This window comes from Streptomyces sp. NPDC031466 (assembly GCF_055581265.1).
In genome coordinates, this window is record NZ_JBVIJT010000018.1 from 71,063 (window position 1) to 89,614 (window position 18,552).

Annotated in this window: 6 protein-coding genes; all 6 read left to right on the plus strand. The window is 75.5% G+C overall.

What is annotated here, in order from left to right; genetic code table 11:
* The first annotated feature begins 208 nt into the window (after window positions 1–208).
* Window positions 209–1,042, plus strand: coding sequence for a helix-turn-helix domain-containing protein (locus ACZ5GP_RS33560; RefSeq protein ID WP_468754450.1), 834 nt, complete (start codon window positions 209–211; stop codon window positions 1,040–1,042).
* Window positions 1,043–1,332: 290 nt separating this feature from the next.
* Window positions 1,333–3,111 (plus strand): fatty acyl-AMP ligase, encoded by a 1,779-nt coding sequence (locus tag ACZ5GP_RS33565; protein WP_468754451.1) that lies wholly within the window; start codon window positions 1,333–1,335, stop codon window positions 3,109–3,111.
* A complete protein-coding gene (locus tag ACZ5GP_RS33570; RefSeq protein WP_468754452.1) occupies window positions 3,108–4,826 on the plus strand; it encodes an acyl-CoA dehydrogenase family protein in 1,719 nt (572 codons plus the stop codon). Before ACZ5GP_RS33565 ends, ACZ5GP_RS33570 begins: the two co-directional genes overlap by 4 nt.
* Complete coding sequence (locus ACZ5GP_RS33575) at window positions 4,823–6,574, plus strand: acyl-CoA dehydrogenase (protein ID WP_468754453.1); 1,752 nt, start codon at window positions 4,823–4,825, stop codon at window positions 6,572–6,574. Before ACZ5GP_RS33570 ends, ACZ5GP_RS33575 begins: the two co-directional genes overlap by 4 nt.
* Window positions 6,575–6,638: 64 nt before the next feature.
* Complete coding sequence (locus tag ACZ5GP_RS33580; RefSeq protein WP_468754454.1) at window positions 6,639–6,902, plus strand: acyl carrier protein; 264 nt, start codon at window positions 6,639–6,641, stop codon at window positions 6,900–6,902.
* A gap of 59 nt (window positions 6,903–6,961) precedes the next feature.
* Window positions 6,962–18,552, plus strand: an 11,591-nt coding sequence (locus ACZ5GP_RS33585; RefSeq protein ID WP_468754455.1) for an amino acid adenylation domain-containing protein, incomplete at its 3' end; no start/stop codon positions are given.

An 18,552-nucleotide genomic window follows, 5' to 3' on the forward strand; every position in this document is an offset into this window, starting at 1 on the left:
TTTCCGTAAGCGGGCGGCGGGCATTTTCGCTGCCATCTGAAACTCATTGCGGTGCTGTTCGCGGCCGGTAAGACTGCCGGGGCTTTGCCGAACTCGGCGGCTCGGGCCGGGTTTTCATCCACCGATCAGGGGGGGATCAGTGCAGCGAATCCATTTCTCTGTGCAGGACCTGACGCGAATCACCATCGCACCTGGTGGGGACCCCATGATGGAAACGGCTTTCGCGGCCGATCTGTTACTGCGCCGCGGCGGTGGCGCGATCTTCGCCCGCTGGCGAGATCTGGTGGGCCAGGGCGCCGCGGTACGACATCCCACGCGCCGCCCGGCCGCGCCCGACCTCGCCCGCTCCTACCCGCGGCCCGCGGGTCCGCCCCCTTCCGCCCGGCGCTCGCCGGGCCTCGGCGGGGAAGCGGCCGCGGCCTTCCACGAAAGGGCCGTCGCGCCCTACTGGAGCCGGATCAACGCCTACCTCAAGGCCGACGCGGGGCACCGCGGCCGCATCTTCCTCGGCAGCGGCGTCGAGGGCCTCTTCGCGACCCTGCACACCCGCGCCGAATGGCGGCCCCCGGTCCTTGAGCTGGACAACGGACTCGACGAGGACATCTATCCCGAGGGCGCCGGCCTGACCATCCTGCCCTCGCTGTTCCTGCACGGCAGGCCGGTCGTCCGTACCGGACCCGGCTCCCGGGGCGCGGCGCTCGTCCTGATCTACCCCGTCCCGCTGGACGCGGTCACCGCCGCGACCCTGTGGGACTGGCCGACGCACCAGGGCAAGGCGCTCGGCGCCCTGATGGGCCGCACCCGGGCCGGCATCCTGCGCGCGCTGACCGAGAGCTGCACCACCACCCAGCTCGGGCGCCGGCTCGGCATCTCCGTCGCCGCCGCCAGCCAGCACACCACGGTGCTGCGCGCGGCGGGGCTCGTCACGAGCTGCCGCAACCTCAACACGGTGCTGCACTCCCTGACCCCGCTCGGCTCGACCCTGCTGAACGACGGCAAGGGGCGGGGGGAAACGCTGCTGGAGCGCAGCGGCGTGTCCTGACCACACGCCCGGACCGGCGGCACCACGCAACTACCGGCGGTACGACGCACGGGCCGCCGGCACCACGTATGAACCGCCGGCACCGGACGCGCGGACCGACGGGTGGCGCCACCACGCAGGGACCACCGGCGCCCCACCCACGGACCGGCGGCGCCCCGACGCGGGGCCGGTGGGTCCGTGCCGCGCCGCGCACACCCCCCTGCCGCGCGGGAACCTCACGGCTCCGCCGGGACGGACACCAACATCAACGGGCGGCCACCGCCAGGGAGAAGACGTCAGTGGGCCACACCATGACCGAGAACGTCGCACGCGCCGAGGCGCTCAGCACCCTGCTGCACGAGCACGCGCGCGACCACGCGGAGCGGGAGGCCGTCGTCTTCGTCCACGACGCCGCCGAGGCGCGGGCGCACACCCTGACCTACGCCCGGCTGGACCGCCGCGCCGCCCTGATCGCCGAGACCCTGGCGGCGACCCTGGAACGCGGCGAGCGGGTGCTCTTGCTCTACCCGCCGGGCACCGAGTGCGTCGCGGCGTTCCTGGGATGCCTGTACGCGGGCATGGTCGCGGTCGTGGCACCCCTGCCCGGCAACTACCGGCAGGACCGCCGCAGGCTCTCCGCCATCGCCGCCGACGCCGGCATCGGCGTGGTGCTCACCGACACCGCGCACCGCGCCGGGGTGCGCGAATGGGCCGAGGCCGCCGACCGGCCCGTGCCGCACACCGTGGCCACGGACCAGCTCACCGACGGCACCGGCCTGGCGCCCGTACCGGCCGACCGCGCCACGCTCGCCCTGCTCCAGTACACGTCCGGGTCCACCAGCGACCCCAAGGGTGTCGAGGTCACACACGGCAATCTCCTGCACAACGTCCTGGCGTTCGCCGGTGCCATCTCCCCGCACGCCCCGATGCGGGTGGGGGGCTGGGCCCCGCTCTACCACGACATGGGGCTCATCCTGCAGACCCTCGCCCCCCTGGCGCTGGCCGGCACGACGGTGCTCATGTCGGCGGTGACGTTCGTGAAGCGCCCCCACCTGTGGCTGAAGGTGATCGACGACTTCGACGTGACGTGCTCCGCCGCCCCCAACTTCGCCCATGCCCTGTGCGTCGAGAAGGTCACCGACGAGCAGCTCGCCGCGCTCGACCTGTCGCGGTGGCGCCACGCGCTCAGCGGCGCGGAGCCCGTCCAGGTCTCCACGGCCCGGCGCTTCGTCCGGCGCTTCGCGGCGGCCGGGCTGCGGGACGACGTCTTCAGCCCCTGCTACGGCCTGGCGGAGGGAACGGTCTTCGTCTCGGGCGCGTCGGGGCGCTCTCTCGTCGTGGCCCGCCTGGACCCCGACCTCCTGGAACGCGGGCGGCTGCGGCGGGTGGCCCCCACGGCACCGGGGCGCGAACTGCCGAGCAACGGCATGATCCGCGACTTCGAGGTGCGCGTCGTCGACCCGGACACCCGCGCCGAGGTGCCCGCGGGTCACGTCGGTGAGATCTGGCTGAGCGGGGCCAGCGTCGCCCGGGGCTACTGGAACCGCCCCGAGGTCACCGCCGAGGTGTTCGGCGCGCGCACCGCCGAAGGTGACGGACCGTTCCTGCGGACCGGGGACCTGGGCGCGCTGCTCGACGGCGAGCTGTACATCACCGGCAGACGCAAGGACCTGATGATCATCAACGGCCGCAATCTGCACCCGCAGGACGTCGAGCACGCCCTGCGCGAGGACCACGCCGACCTGGCCGGGCTGCCCGGGGCGGTCTTCACCGTGCCCGTGACCCACGAGGAGGAGCCGGGGCAAGAGGCGCTCGTCGTCCTCCAGGAAGTGCGCGGACGGCCCTCGCAGGACAGCGCCCGGCTGCTCGCCCGCACCATGCGCGACACGGTGTCCCGGGAGTTCGGGGTGCGTGCCGCCGGGGTGGCACTGCTGCGCCGGGCGGCCGTCCGGCGCACGACGAGCGGCAAGGTGCAGCGCTCCGCGATGCGGGAGCTGTTCCTGTCGGGCGGCGTGGAACCGCTGTTCGCCGAGTACGACCCCGGGCTCGGCGCGGCCGCGGTGGCGGCGGGGGAGGGGCGCGCGACATGACGAGCACCGCTCCGGCGGCGGTCACCGCCGCCCGGCTCCGGGACCTGCTCCGACACGCGGCGCGGCCCGGCGGAGCCCTGGACCCCGCGAGGCTCGCCGCGTGGGACGAGGCCGAGGCGTTCCCGGCGGCCGCGCACCACCTGCTCGGCGAGGCGGGGGTCCCCGCCCACTACGTACCGCGCCGCCACGGCGGCCTGCTGCACGGCCTGGACAGGCTCTGGTCCGTCCTGCGTGTCATCGCCCGGCACGATCTCACCCTCGCCGTCGCGCACGGCAAGACGTTCCTGGGCGCGATGCCCACCTGGGTGGCCGGCACCGACCGGCAGGCGGCGGAGCTGGCCGGCGTGATCATGTCCGGCGCCGAGGTGTGCTGGGCGATGACCGAACGCGGTCACGGCAGCGATCTGCTCGCGAGCCGGCTGACCGCGCGCCCGCACGGCCGCGACTGGCGGCTCGACGGCGAGAAGTGGCTGATCAACAACGGCACGCGGGCGCGGTACGCCTGCGTCCTCGCCCGCACCCGCGCCGACGGCGGGCCCCGGGGCCTGAGCTTCTTCCTGCTGGACAGGTCGACGCTGCCGGACGGCACCTGCCGGACGCTGCCCAAGGAACTGACTCACGGCGTCCGCGGGGCCGACATCAGCGGTTTCACCCTGCGCGGCGCCCCGGCACCCGGCTCGTGCCTCATCGGGCCGGAGGGCTCCGGGTTCGAGGTGGCCCTCAAGTCGCTCCAGGTCACCCGGATCTTCGCCACCGCCCTCTCCCTGGGCGCGGCCGACCACGCCCTGCCGCTCGCCCTGCGCTTCCTCGCGGGCCGCGACCTCTACGGGCACCACCTGGCCGACCTGCCGCGCGTACGCCGCGTACTGGGTGACGCCGCGGCCTCGATCCTGACCGCCGAGGCGGTCGCGGTGTTCGCGGGACGCGCCGCCCAGACCCTGACCCGCGAGCTGGGTGTGCTCTCGGCCGTCACCAAGGCGTTCGTGCCCACGACCGTGCAGCGGGCGCTCGACCAGCTCGGCGACCTGCTGGGCGTGCGCGGCTTCGTCACCACGGTCTTCGAGCACGGCGCCTTCGCCAAGCTCGACCGGGACCACCGCATCGTGGGGATCTTCGACGGCAGCACAGCGGTCAACCGCCACGCCCTCGCCACCTCCTTCCCGCTGCTCACCCGCGCCCACAGGGCCGGCTCCCACGACAGCGCCGGGGTCGTCGCGGCGGCCCGGCACGGTGCGCGGCGGCCGGCCCTGGACCCCACGCGGCTGGCCCTGACCAGTGACGGGTGCGGCGTCGTCCAGGCGCTGCCCGACGCGGCCGACCTGGCCGGGGCCGGCGGTCCGCCGGACATCGCGCACGCGGCCCGCGCCCTGACCGCACAGTCGCAGCGCCTGCACGAGGAGATCGCCGCCTGCCGCACGACGGGGGGCGTGCCACCCGCCGCCTTCGACCTCGTCCAACGGTACGAATGGTGTTTCGCCGGGGCGGCCTGCCTGGCCCTGTGGCTCCACAACACCCCTTCGCGCGACGCCCGTTGGTGGCAGGACGCGCTCTGGATACGGGCCTGCCTGACGACCGTCCTCAGCCGCCTGGGCCTGGAGCCCCCCGCGGGGCCCGACGCCCGCGACCTGCTCGCCGCCGCACTGCTCGACGCGGGGCCCGACGCGGAGGGACTCTCCCTGCTCCCCGACACGCTTCCCGGGAGGGAGGGGGCATGACCGTCGACAGCCGTCACGCCGACCCCGGCCCCGGCCCCGAGGCGCCCACCCTCATCGACGCACTGGAGAACCGGCTGGCGGACCCCTTCGACGACGCCAACCCCCTCGGCTTCGCCGCGATCCTGCGGGCCGACGAGCGCGGCGAGATGTGCGCCGCCGGCGAACGGGCCCTGGACGAGCACGGGCTCAACGCCGACTTCGTGCCCACCGCGCTCGGCGGGCGGCTGAGCCGCCTCGACGAGCTGGTGGCGGCCCTGCGTGCCGTGTACCGGCGCGACCCGTGCCTGGGGCTCGGCTACGGCATGAGCTCGTTCATCGCGGCGGTCAACGTCTGGCTGGCCGGCGACGACCGCCAGCAGCGCGCCACCGCCCGCCTTCTCCTGTCGGACCGCAGGATCGCGGCGGCCTACCACGAGCTGGCCCACGGCAACGACATGGCGGGGGTGGAGTGCGCCGTGGCCGAGACCGGCGCGGGACCCGTGCTGCGCGGCCGCAAGGAGGTCGTGACGAACATCCGGCGCGCCGACGCCCTGGTCGTGTTCGCCCGCACCGACGAGCGCCGCGGCAGCCGCAGCCACTCGCAAGTACTGGTCGACAAGCGCAACCTCGACCCCGCACGCGTGCACGACCTGCCGCGTTTCCTCAGCTCGGGCATGCGGGGAGTGCAGTTGCACGGCATCGAGTTCGCCGACTGCCCGTTGCCGCCCGGCAGCGTTCTGGGCCGCACCGGCGGCGGCCTGGAGACCGCGCTGCGGTCCTTCCAGATCACCCGGAGCGTCCTGCCCGCCGTGATGTGCGGGCCGGTGGAGACGGGCCTGCGCGTGACCCTGCGCCACCTGCTCGACCGACGCCTGTACGGGCGGCCGGCGATGGACCTGCCGTACCTGCGCTCCACTCTCGCCGGGGCCTACGCCGACCTGCTCGCCGTGGAGTGCCTGAGCGCGACCGTGCTGCGGGCCGTCCATGTGCTGCCGGCCGAACTCAGCGTGCTCGCCTCGGTGTTCAAGCACTTCGGGTCCGCGCTGCTGCTCGACGTCATGTACACCCTCTCCGAACTCATGGGCGCCCACTTCTATCTGCGCGGCGGGCCGGCGGCGATCTTCCAGAAGCTGCTGCGGGACGTGCGTGTCGTGAGCTTCGGGCACGCGGCGCGCGGGGCCTGCGAGTCGAACGTCCTGCCCCAGCTCCCGGTCCTCGCCCGCCGCTCGTGGGCCGCACCGGACCCGCGGCCGGCCCCGGAGGAGCTGTTCCGGCTCGACGCGCCGCTGCCGCCCCTGCGGTTCGACCGGCTCAGGCTCAGCGGCTCGGGGAGCGACCACCTCACCGGGACCCTGCGCGCCTCGGTGCCCGCGCTGTCCGGCCGCTGCGCCGAACTGGGCGCGCTGTTCCTCGCCGAACACGCAGCCCTCGTACGCGAATGCCGCTCGCTGCCCCTCTCCGAACTGGGCGTCACCACCGGAGCGCGCTCCTCCGAACTCGTGACCCGCACCGGGCACCTGCTCGCGGCCGCGGCCTGCCTCGGCATCTGGCGGCACAACCGCCACCGCGGCGGACCGCAGGGCGAGCCGGCCTGGCTCCAGGCCGTGCTCACCCGCCTGCACGGGCGGCTGGGCGGCCGCCCGACGGCGCTGCCCGAGGACCTGGCGGAGCCGCTCGTCACCGAGCTGCTCGACCGCCTCGGCGCGGGACGCTCCTTCGACCTCACCGGCCGGCCGCTCCCGGACGGCGGACGAGGGGCGATGCCCTGACCCGCGCCGCGGGAGACCACCCGCGTCGCATGCCGTGACCCCTGCCGCAGGAGGAGAACCGACCATGACCGAAGTCCGCGCCGACCGCGCACGTGAAGAGCTGAGCGACTGGCTGGCCGGCGAGGTCGCCGCGTTGCTCGGCGACCCGGCCGAGCCCATCGACCGCGCCGCGTCCATGGGCGAGTACGGCCTGGACTCCATCGCGGGCCTGACCCTGGCCACCGCCATCGAGGACCGCCTCGGCATCGAGGTCGACCCGGCCGTCGTCTGGGACCACCCCAGCATCGACGCGCTCGCCGCGTTCTTCACCGGTCCCGAGGCGACCTGACCCCGTTCCGAGCGGCGTATCCCCCCCCCACCCGTCCACGCAGACCTGGAGCATGCCCCGTGAACATCCGCCGGGCGGGACTCGACCCGCTGCCCGCGACGGCCGCGCAGCGCGGCGTCCACATCGCCGAGAAGCTCGACGGGGACGCCGGCGCGTTCCACTGCGGGGCCGTGCTGGAACTGACCGGACCCCTCGACACCGACCTGCTCCGCCGTGCCGTGGCCCGAGCCGTCGCGGACGCCGAGACGTTGCGGGTGCGCTTCACCGAGCGGGACGACCGGCTGCTGCAGCACGTCCTGACGCCCGCCGAGGCGCGGGCCGAGGCCGCCCTCGCCGAAGTCGACCTCGGCGGGGACCGGGACCCGGCCGCGGCGGCCGACGCCTGGGCGGCCGACCGGCTCACGGCTGCCCCGGCCCTGCTCGGCGGCGATCCTCTCGTGGCCCACGCGCTCCTGCGGCTGGGCCCCCTCAGGCACCGCCTCGTCCTGACGTACCACCACGCGGTCCTCGACGGCTACGGCCAGAGCCTGCACACCGCCCGGATCGCCCAGGTCTACACCGCCCTCACCGCCGGCCGTGCCGTGCCCGGGGCCGCCGCGGGCAGCCTCGCCGCACTGGTCGAACAGGACCGTGCCTACGAGGAGTCCGCCAGGCACGCGGACGACCGGGCGTACTGGCTGGCGAAGCTGGCCGGAGCCGACGCGCCCCCGTCGCGCGGTCACCGGGACGCTGGACCGCGGGCGCGCAGCCGGGGCCGCCTGACCGAGGAGCAGACCCGGCCCCTCGTCGAGGCGGCCCGCGCGGCCGGTGTGCCCTGGACGGTCCTCGTGATCGCGCTCACCGCCGCCCACCGCAGGGCGGCCGGCGACCGGGACGAGGTCGTGTTCGGCCTGCCGTTGTCCACCCGCGTCGGGCGCGCCGCCCTGACCACCCCGGGCATGCTCGCCAACGAACTGCCGCTGCGTCTGACCGTCGGACGTTGGGACACCGTCACCGACCTGGTGGGGCGGGTGCGTGAAACGCTCGGCCCCGTCCTGCGCCACCAGCGCTATCGCGGCGAGGACCTGCGGCGTGAACTCGGCTGGACCGGCGCGGGGTTCGGCGCCCTGATGCTCAACGTGATGGCCTTCGACCGGACTCTGCGCTTCGGCGCCGTCGAGGCCGTCACCGACCAGCTGTCCACCGGACCCGTGCACGGGCTCACCCTCAACGTCCACGGCGCGCCCGACGGCAGCGGCGGCCTCGCGCTCGACCTGCACGCCCACGCCGAGGAGTACTCCGAGGCGGGCCTGGCCGAGCTCCGTGACGACCTCATCGGCCATCTGCTGCGGGCCGCCGCAGACCCCGGACGCCCGGTGGGCGCGCTCCCCCCGCGCTCCGGCCACTGCGACGCCCTCCCGGACACCTCGCTCCGGGGGGCCGACGTCCCGCAGGAAGCCTTCGGCCCGAACCTCGCCACTGCCTTCGAGCAGCGGGCCACCGGCCACCCGGCGGCGCTCGCCGTCGTCGAAGGCGCCACCCGTGTCACGGCGGGCGAACTCAACGCCGACGCCAACCGGCTGGCCCGCCTGCTGCTCGGCCGGGGGGTGGGCCCCGAGACGCCGGTCGCCATCCATCTGCCGCGCTCCCTCGCCCAGGTCACCTCGGTGCTCGCCGTGACCAAGGCGGGCGGCGCCTACGTGCCGCTCGACCCCGACTACCCGGCCGGGCGCATCGAGTTCGTCCTGGCCGACACCGCCCCGCACACCGTGCTCACCACGGCCGCGCTCGCCGCCGCGCTGCCCCCCACCGCTGCGCACGTCGTCGCACTGGACGACCCCGAGGTGCTGCGCGAGCTGGCGGCGCACGCCCCGGACGAGCTGTCCGGCGCCGAACGCCCCACCGTGCCCCCCACATCGGCCGCCTACGTCATCCACACCTCCGGCTCGACCGGCCGCCCCAAGGGCGTCGTCGGAGTGCACGCGGGCGTGCTGAACCGGGTGCGCTGGTTCGAGGGGGCCTTCCCGCACCGCCAGGGGGAAGCCGTCCTCGGCAAGACGTCGCTGAGCTTCATCGACGGCACCACGGAGCTGTTCGGCGCCCTGCTGAGCGGCGCGCCGCTCGTGCTCGCCCCGGACGGCGCGGTGGCGGCGGCCGACGGCATCGCGGACCTGGTGGAGCGGTACGGCATCGGCCGCGTCACCGTGGTCCCGAGCCTGCTCGGCGCGCTGCTGGACGGCGCGGACGCCCACCGGCTGCGCCCGTGCCGCCTGTGGGTCAGCAGCGGGGAGGTGCTGAGAGAGCAGGACGCCGAGCGGTTCGCACAGGCCCTGCCGGCGGCCACGCTCCTGAACCTGTACGGCTCCTCGGAGGCCACCGGGGACAGCCTGTTCGCCGCGTGCGAGGGACCGGACGTCGCCCTCGGCACCCCGATCTGGAACACCACGGCCCATGTGCTCGACGACCAGCTGCGACCCGTGCGGGCCGGGGAGAGCGGCGAACTGTACCTGGCGGGCGCGGGCCTGGCCCGGGGCTATCTGGGCCGCCCGGACCTGACGGCCGAGCGGTTCGTCGCCGACCCCTTCGGCTCCCCGCACGAGCGGATGTACCGGACCGGCGACCGCGTACGCGTACGGGAGAGCGGCGGCCTGGAGTTCGTCGGCCGCACCGACGCCCAGGTCAAGGTGCGCGGCCACCGGGTCGAGCCGGCCGAGGTCGAGGCCGCCCTGCTGGGCGCGCCCGGCGTCGGCGGCGCGGCAGCCGCCGTGCACGGCCAGAGCCCCGCCGACCGTCGCCTCACCGGCTACGTGACACGCGCCGCCGACGGCTCGGCCACCGGAGCCGGGGTCTCGGACGCCGATTTCGCCGCCCAGGTCCGCCGGCACGTGGCCGCCCTGCTCCCCGGCCCCGCCGTGCCCTCCCACGTCATGGTCCTGGCGGCCCTCCCGCTGACCCCGAACGGCAAGCTCGACCGGCGGGCGCTGCCCGCCCCCGACACCGCCGCGAGCACCGGTCGCCCCCCGTCCGGGCCACGGGAGACCGTGCTGTGCGCCCTCTTCGAGGAACTGCTCGGCATCGGCGGGATCTCGGCCGACGACGGCTTCACGGACCTGGGCGGCGACAGCGTCAAGGCGCTGGCGCTGGTGGGTCGCGCCCGCCGTGCCGGGCTCGCCCTGACCGCCCGCGACGTGCTGGAGCACCGCACTCCCGCCGCCCTCGCCGCCCTGGCCGAGCCCGTCGGCCCCGGCCGAGCGGCGGCCGGGCCGCTCCCCGCGCCGCTGCCGCCCCACGAACTCGCGGCCGTCCGGGCCGCGCGGGGCGCGGGCGAGATCCTCCCGGTCACCCCGCTGCAAGAGGGCCTGCTCTTCCTCGGACTGCTGGACGGCCCCGACCGGCCCGACCACTACGTGGTGCAGTGCGAGCTGGACCTGGCGGGCGAAGTGGACCCCGCACGGATGCGCGACGCCGTCGGACACCTGCTCGACCGCCACGCCACCCTGCGGTCCGCCTTCCTGCACGAGGCGCTGAGCACCCCCGTCGTCTTCTGCCCGGCCCAGGTGCCCACCCCGTGGGAGCGCACCGACGTGGCGACGCTGCCCGAGACCGACCGGGAGGCGGCCGCACGGCGGGCGGCCGACGCCGACCGCTCGGCGAGGTTCGACCTGTCCCGCGCCCCCCTGCTCAGGGCACGGCTGATCGCCTTCGGCGACGACCGGCACCGGCTCGTGCTCACCTACCACCACCTGCTCCTCGACGGCTGGTCGCTGCCCGTGCTGCTGCGCGAGCTGCTGCGGCTGTACGGGGCCGGGGCCGCCGGCGCACGCGACCTCCCCGTGCCCGTGCCGTTCGCCGAGCACCTGCGGCTGCTCGCCTCCCGCGACCGGGAGACGGCGGTCGCGGCCTGGACCACGGCGCTCGCGGGGCCCGTCGAGCCCACCCTCGTGGCGCCGGACGGCCCCCTCGACGCCGAGGCCTCGGAGGTGGCCCGGGTGCGGCTGCCGCGCCGGACGACCGCGCTGCTCGAACGGCGGGCGCGGGCGGCGGGACTGACCCTCGCGACGGTTCTCCAGGGCGCCTGGGCACAGGTGCTCGGACAGGTGACCGGCCGCACCGACGTGGTCTTCGGCAACACCGTCGCGGGCCGGCCCGCCGAACTCGACGGACACGCCGAGATGGTGGGTCTGTTCGTCAACACCGTTCCCGTACGGGTGGCCTGGAGGCCCGGGGAACCGCTGCTCGACCTGCTCGTCCGGCTCCAGGGTGAGCAGACGGCACTGCTGCCCCATCAGCACCTCGGTCTCGCCGAGGTCCAGCGGGCCGCAGGTGTCGAGCAGCTCTTCGACACGCTGCTGTCCGTGCAGAACCAGCCACCGGGCCGCGCCGAACTGGCGTCGGCCGCCGACGCGGCCGGGCTGCGGATCACCGGTACCGGCTTCCACGACACCACGCACTACCCGCTGGCCCTGACGGTGACGGTCGGGGACGAACTCGTCCTCCAGGTGGAACGCCGCCCGGCGCCCGGCGACCCGGCAGGCGCGGCGACCCTGGCCGACCGCGTCGCCCGGGTCCTGGAGGCGGTGGTGACGCGGCCCCGGCTGCCGCTCGGCCGGCTCGACCTGCTGGCACCCGCGGAACACCGGCAGGCCCTGGCCGCCGCGCGGGCCGGGGCGGACACCGCCGCCGAGGGGGCCACGGACCCCGGCCACCGGCGGCCGCCCCACCCGACCGTCCCCGACCTGGCGCACCACCTGATGGCGGCCGCCCCGGCCACCGCCACGGCCCTGGTGTGCGAGGGTGAGACACCGCTGACCTTCGCGGACCTGGAAGCCCGCGCGAACCGCCTCGCCCGGCACCTGATCGGCCTGGGGGCCGGTCCCGGCACCGTCGTCGCGCTGCTGCTTCCACGCCGCCGCGACCTGGTCGTGGCCCTGTTCGCCGTCCTCAAGTCGGGGGCCGCCTATCTGCCCGTAGAGGACGACCTGCCGGAACTGCGGATCGAGCGGCTGCTGCACAGCGCCCGCCCCGTCCTCGTCGTCACGGCGGGCGGACAGCGCCCGGTCGGCGACGCCCGGCGGGTTGATCTGGACGACGCGGCCACCGCGGCGGCCGTCGCCGGGCGGCCGGCCGGCCCCGTCGACGACACGGAGCGCCTGCGGCCGCTCTCCCCGGCCGACGCCGCGTACGTCATGTACACATCGGGCTCGACCGGCCGTCCCAAGGGCGTGGTCATCGAACAGCGCGGCGCCGTCAACCTCATCACGCACCATCACCAGGCCCTGGTGGGCCCGCAGACCCGGCGGGCGGGCCGCCGCCTGCGGTTCGTGCTCACCGCGTCACTGTCCTTCGACACGTCGTGGGAAGCGCTCATCTGGATGCTGGGCGGCCACGAACTGCACCTGCTCGGCGACGCCACCCGGCGCGACGCCGCCGCCGTGGTCGACCATCTCCGGCGCACCCGCGCGGACGTCCTCGACGTCACGCCGTCGTACGCCGAGATCCTGCTGGAGGAGGGCCTGCTCGACGGCGCCGAACGCCCCTCGGTCGTGTTGCTCGGCGGGGAGGCGGCGGGGGAGCGGCTGTGGACCCGGCTGCGTTCGGCGCCGGACGTCGTCGCCCACAATCTCTACGGACCCACCGAGTTCACCGTCGACGCCCTCGCCGCCGACCTGGCCGACGCGTCCGCCCCGGTGATCGGCAGGCCGGTGCGCGGCACCAGCGCCCTGATCCTGGACAGCGCGCTGCGCCCGGTGCCCGTGGGCGTGCCGGGGGAGCTGTACCTGGCCGGGCCCGGACTGGCCCGGGGGTACCTGGGGCGGCCGGACCTGAGCGCGGAGCGCTTCGTGGCCTGCCCCTACGGCCCGCCCGGCACCCGGGCCTACCGCACCGGGGACCTCGTGCGCCGCCTCGCGGACGGCCAGGTGGAGTACCTCGGCCGCGCCGACAGCCAGATCAACGTCCGCGGGTTCCGGGTGGAGCCCGGCGAGGTCGAGGCCGTCCTGGGCGCTCACCCCGGCGTCGTACGGGCGGGCGTGGCGCTGCGCGACGAGCGGCTCGCGGCCTACGTCGTGCCGCGCGAGGGCGCCGCGCCGACGCCGGCGGAGCTGCGCGAGCACGCGCGTCGGCAGCTGCCCAGACACGCGGTACCGCAGTCCTTCCAGATCGTGCCCGAACTGCCACTGTCCGCCAACGGCAAACTCGACCTGTCCGCGCTGCCCGCCCCCGTGACGGAGCGGCCGGCCGGTCGGCCCCCGCGTGGTTACCGGGAGGAGACGCTGTGCGAGCTGTTCGCCGGCGTCTTCGGAACGGACACCGTCGGCCCCGACGACAACTTCTTCGACCTCGGCGGCCACTCCCTGATGGCCACCCGGCTGGTCGGCCGCGTCCGCGCCGCGCTCGGCACCTCCGTGTCGGTACGGCAGATCTTCGACGCGCCCACGCCCGCCGAACTGGCCCTCGTGCTGAGCCGGCCACAGGCCCCGGCCGACATGGACGAGGCCGTCGGGGGAGCGGTCGTGCCCCGGCCCGAGCGCGTCCCGATGTCGCCCGCGCAGCGCCGCCTGTGGTTCCTGCACCAGCTGGAATCGTCCCGCACGACCTACAACATGCCCATGGCGCTGCGGCTCAAGGGCGCCCTGGACCTCGCGGCGCTCGGGGCCGCCCTCACCGACGTCATCAAGCGCCACGAGATCCTGCGCACCCTCTTCGCCCAGGACGCGCAGGGCCCGCACCAGCTCGTGCAACCGCCGCCCGGCGCCCCGTACCCGCTCGCCCCGCTCCCGGCGACCGCCGACGAGTCGGACGAGCGGCTGCGCCACGAGGCGCTGCGGCCGTTCGACCTGACACACGCCCCGCCGTTTCGCGCGACGCTCTTGCGGCTCGGCGCCGACGAGCACGTACTGCTGCTCGTCGCCCACCACATCGCGGGCGACGGCTGGTCCGTAGCCCCGCTCGTGCGCGACCTGGCACACGCCTACGCGGCGCGGCGCGAGGGCACCGCGGCCCACTGGCCCGAGCCCGCCGCGCAGTACGCCGACCACACCCTGCGCCAAGCCGCCCTGCTCGGCTCCCCCGACGACCCGGACAGTGTCGGCGCCCGCCAACTGTCCTACTGGCGCGAGGCATTGGCCGGACTGCCGGAGGAGGTTCCCCTTCCTCTCGACCGGCCGCGCGCCGCCGCGCTGTCCGACCGGGGCGGACGCGTGCCCTTCCGGGTGCCGGACACCGCGTACCGAGCCCTGCTCGGCCTGGTCGGCGCCGCCCGCACCACCCCGTTCGTCGGCCTGCACACCGCGCTGTCCGTCCTGCTCTCGCGACTCGGCGGCGGCCGGGACATCCCGGTGGGCTGTCCCGTGTCGGGCCGTACGGACGCGGCGTTCCACGAGGCGGTGGGCGCGTTCGTCAACACCGTCGTACTGCGCTGCGACCTCTCCGGGACGCCGACCTTCCGCGACCTCCTGGCCGCCGGGCGCGAGACGAACCTGCGGGCACAGGCCCACCAGGACGTGCCCTTCGAGCAGGTGGTCGAAGAGCTGAGCACGGCCCGCTCGCTCTCGCGCCATCCGCTGTTCCAGACCATGCTCACCTTCGACGACGCGCCCGCCCAGGCGGTCCTCGACGCGCCCGGGGCCCGGTTCCCCGGCCTCGAGGCGCGCGTGAGCGACATCCCCACCGGCCTCGTCAAGTTCGACCTCGGCGTCACGTTCACCGCGAGCGCGGACCACGAGGGCGGGCTCCTCGGCGAGTTGGAGTACCGCTCCGACCTGTTCGACGCAGAGAACGCGCGCTCGATCGCCGCACGGTTGGTCCGCGTCCTCACCGCCCTCGTCACCGACCCCGACACCCCCGTCGGCGACCTCGACATCCTCGGGTCCCGCGAACGCCGCACCCTCCTCACAAAGTGGGCGAGCGGCGCCTCCGGCGCCACGCCGCGCACCCTGCCCGCCCTGTTCGAGGCGCAGGCGGCCGCGACCCCCCACGCCGTCGCCGTACGCGAAGGCACCGACGGGCAGGCCCTCACCTACCGCGAACTGGACGAGCGGGCCAACCGGTTGGCCCGCGAGATCATCCGCCTGGGCGCCGGACCGGACACCTTCGTGGGCGTCGCCCTGCGCCGCTCGGTCCTGTGGGTGGTGGCCTGGATCGCCGTCGCCAAGGCGGGAGCCGCCTTCCTGCCCATCGACCCCGACTACCCGCCCGAGCGCATCCGCCTCATGCTCGGGGACGCCGCCCCCCGGACGGTCCTGACCACCCGGGGCCTCCTCCCGGGGCTGCGCACGGCGGGCGCCCCCTGCCTGCTGCTCGACGATCCCGAGGTCACCGCGTCGGTGCGCCGCCGGCCGGCCGGCGACCTCGACGACACGGACCGCACGGCGCCCCTGCGGCACGAGCACGCCGCGTACGTCATCTACACCTCCGGCTCCACGGGCGTACCTAAGGGAGTGGTCACCCCGCACACCGGGATCGCCGCGCTCTCCTCGCTGCAGACCGGGCTGCTCGGGCTCGGCGCGGGCAGCCGCGTCCTGCAACTGGTCTCCACCAGCTTCGACACCTCGCTGTGGGACTCCTTCTGCGCCCTGCTGTCCGGCGCGACCCTCGTCCTGGCACCCCAGGACACACCACTCGGCCAGGACCTCGCCGACTTCGTGCGCGCGGCCGGCGTCACCCACCTCGCGGTGCAGCCCGCCGTCGTCGCCAACCTGCCCGAGGGCAGCCTGCCCGAAGGCGTCACCCTGACCCTCAACGGGGACGTGTGCCCGCCCGACCTGGTCCGCCGCTGGCTGCCGGGCCGCAGAATCCTCAACGGCTACGGCCCCACCGAGGCGACCGTCGGAGCCGCCATCTGGGACTGCGCACCCCACCGGGACGCCACCGCGCCGGGCGACACGACCGCACCGAGCACCGGAACCGTCCCCATCGGCACCCCCTTCGACGGCAAACGCCTGTACGTCCTGGACGAACGGCTGCTCCCCGTGCCCCCCGGCGTCGCCGGCGAGCTGTACATCGCCGGCGGCCTCGCCCGGGGCTACCACCGGCGCGCCCCGCTCACCGCCGAACGCTTCGTCGCCTGCCCCTACGGTGAGCCCGGCGAGCGGATGTACCGCACCGGCGACCGGGTGCGCTGGAACCGGGCCGGAGCGGTGGAATTCCTCGGCCGCGCCGACGACCAGGTGAAGCTGCGCGGCTTCCGCGTCGAGCCGGGCGAGGTCGAGGCGGCGCTGACCGCCCACCCCCAGGTCGCCCAGAGCGTCGCCGTCGTCCGCGAGGACACGCCGGGGGACCGGCGCCTGACGGTGTACGCGGTGCCCGCGCCGGGCGACCGCCCCGACGTCGCCGAACTGCGCGAGTGGCTGGGCCGACGGCTGCCCGCCTACCTGCTGCCCTCGGCGTACGTCCTGCTCGACGCGCTGCCGTTGACCGTCAACGACAAGATCGACCGGCGCGCGCTGCCCCGCCCGGACAACACCCGCCCGCCGGGCCGAGCGCCCCGCGACGCCCGCGAGCGCCTGATGTGCGAGCTGTTCGCCCGCGTCCTGTCCCTCGACACGGTCCGTCCGGAAGACGGCTTCTTCGACCTGGGCGGCGACAGCATCCTCTCCATCCAACTGGTGAACCAGGCACGCGCCGCCGGATTCACCGTCAGCACGCGGGACCTGTTCGAGCACCCCACCCCGGCCGCTCTCGCCGCGCTGGCCCCGACGGCGGCCGTCGGCGTGTCCGGCCCCGACACCGGCGACGTGCCGCTGACCCCCGTCGTCCACCGACTGCGCGAACTGGGCGGCCCCGTCGGCTCGTTCCACCAGTCGGTGGCCGTGTCCGTGCCACCCCGCCTCGGCCTCCCGGAACTGACCGACGCCGTCACGGCCGCGGTCGACCACCACGACGCGCTGCGCCTGGCCCTGACCACCGGGGCCCGGTGGCGGCTGCGGGTGCTGCCCCCGGGCGCGGTCGACGTCCGCGGCCATGTGCGCCGCGTGGCGGCCCACGGCGCGGCGCTGCCGGACCTGCTGCGCGCCCAGGCCGCCGCCGCCCGCGCACGACTCGCCCCGGAGCGCGGCGAGGTCCTCGACGTCGTCTGGCTCGACCGCGGCGACGAACCGGGCCGGCTGCTGCTCGTGGCCCACCACATCGCCGTCGACGGTGTGTCCTGGCGCATCCTGCTGCCCGACCTCGCCGAGGCCTGGCAGGCCCGGCGCGACGACCTGCCCATCGGCCTGCGACCGGCGGGCACACCCCTGCGGGCCTGGGCACAGGCGCTCCAGAGCCTGGCCACGGACCCGGCGCGGGAAGCGGAACTCGACGCCTGGCTGGAGCGGCACGCCCGCCGCTCGCTCCCCGTCGGCGGGCGGCCGCTCGACCCGGCCGTGGACGTGGTCGCGACCGCGGGCCGGACGACCCTGACCCTGCCCCCCGAGACCACCGCACGTGTCCTGGACGCCACCGCGGCCCTGCGCTGCGACGCACGGGAACTGCTGCTCGCCGGCCTGGCGCTCGCCGTGACCCGCTGGGACCCGCGCCGCACCGACGTGCTGGTCGAGGTGGAGGGACACGGCCGCACGGAGCGCTGCGTGCCGGGCGCGGACCTGACGAGGACCATCGGCTGGTTCACCTCGCTGCACCCCCTGCTGCTGCGGCCGGGCACCACCCCCCTCACCGCTCTCACCGACGTCAAGGAACGCCTGCGCGCCGTCCCCGACCACGGCATCACCCACGGCCTGCTCCGCCACCTCAACCCCGCCACCCGCCCCCGGCTCGCCGCCGCGCCGCACCCCGACTTCGGCTTCAACTACCTCGGCCGCGTCCAGGCCGACGGCGCGCAGCCGTGGACGGCGGCCGACGACGGCGCCGCCCTCGACGAGCAGGACCCCGCCACACCTCTCCCGCACGCCATCGCCCTCGACGCCCTCACCCTGGACGGCCCGGCGGGACCGACGCTGGCCGCGTCGTGGACCTGGGCGCGCGAGCTGGTCCCCGACGAGCAGGCGCGGCACCTGGCCGACCTCTGGTTCACCGCGCTGGCGGAACTCGCCGACGGGCGACCGGGGCTGACGCCCCCGGATGTCACCGCGCCCGGCCTCACCGTGGCCGACCTCACCGCTCTGGAGGAGCTGCACCCCCGTATCGAGGACGTCCTGCCGCTGTCCCCCCTGCAACAAGGGCTGCTCTTCCACCACGTGCACCACGACACGGCGGAGGGCTCACCCGACGACTACGTGGTCCAGTGCGCGGTGGACCTGACCGGGCCCCTCGACCCCCGGCGGCTGCGCGGCGCCGCCGACGACCTGCTGCGACGGCACGCCAACCTGCGCGCCGCCTTCCGGCACGAAGGACTCGACCGGCCCGTGCAGGTCGTACCCGAACCGTCCCCGGCGCCCTGGCGCTACGCCGACCTGACCGGCCTGGACCTCCAGGAGCTGCGCACCGCGCTCGACGCCACCTCCCGCGCCGAGCGCGCGGCGGGTTTCGACCTGACCCGGCCGCCCCTGCTCCGGTTCACCGTGGAGCGCACGGCGCGCGAACAGCACCGCCTGCTCCTGACGCTCCATCACATCCTGCTCGACGGCTGGTCGCTGCCGGTTCTCTTCCGTGACCTGCTGGAGCTGTACCGCGCGGGGGAGGCGCGGGACCTGCCGGCCGTGCGTCCGTTCCGGGACCATCTGGCGTGGCTGGCCGA

Coding starts and splice junctions, on each gene's coding strand:
- ACZ5GP_RS33565 (WP_468754451.1), top strand. CDS start 1,333: ATGACCGAGAACGTCGCACGCGCCGAGGCGCTCAGCACCCTGCTGCAC.
- ACZ5GP_RS33560 (WP_468754450.1), top strand. CDS start 209: ATGGAAACGGCTTTCGCGGCCGATCTGTTACTGCGCCGCGGCGGTGGC.
- ACZ5GP_RS33580 (WP_468754454.1), top strand. CDS start 6,639: ATGACCGAAGTCCGCGCCGACCGCGCACGTGAAGAGCTGAGCGACTGG.
- ACZ5GP_RS33575 (WP_468754453.1), top strand. CDS start 4,823: ATGACCGTCGACAGCCGTCACGCCGACCCCGGCCCCGGCCCCGAGGCG.
- ACZ5GP_RS33570 (WP_468754452.1), top strand. CDS start 3,108: ATGACGAGCACCGCTCCGGCGGCGGTCACCGCCGCCCGGCTCCGGGAC.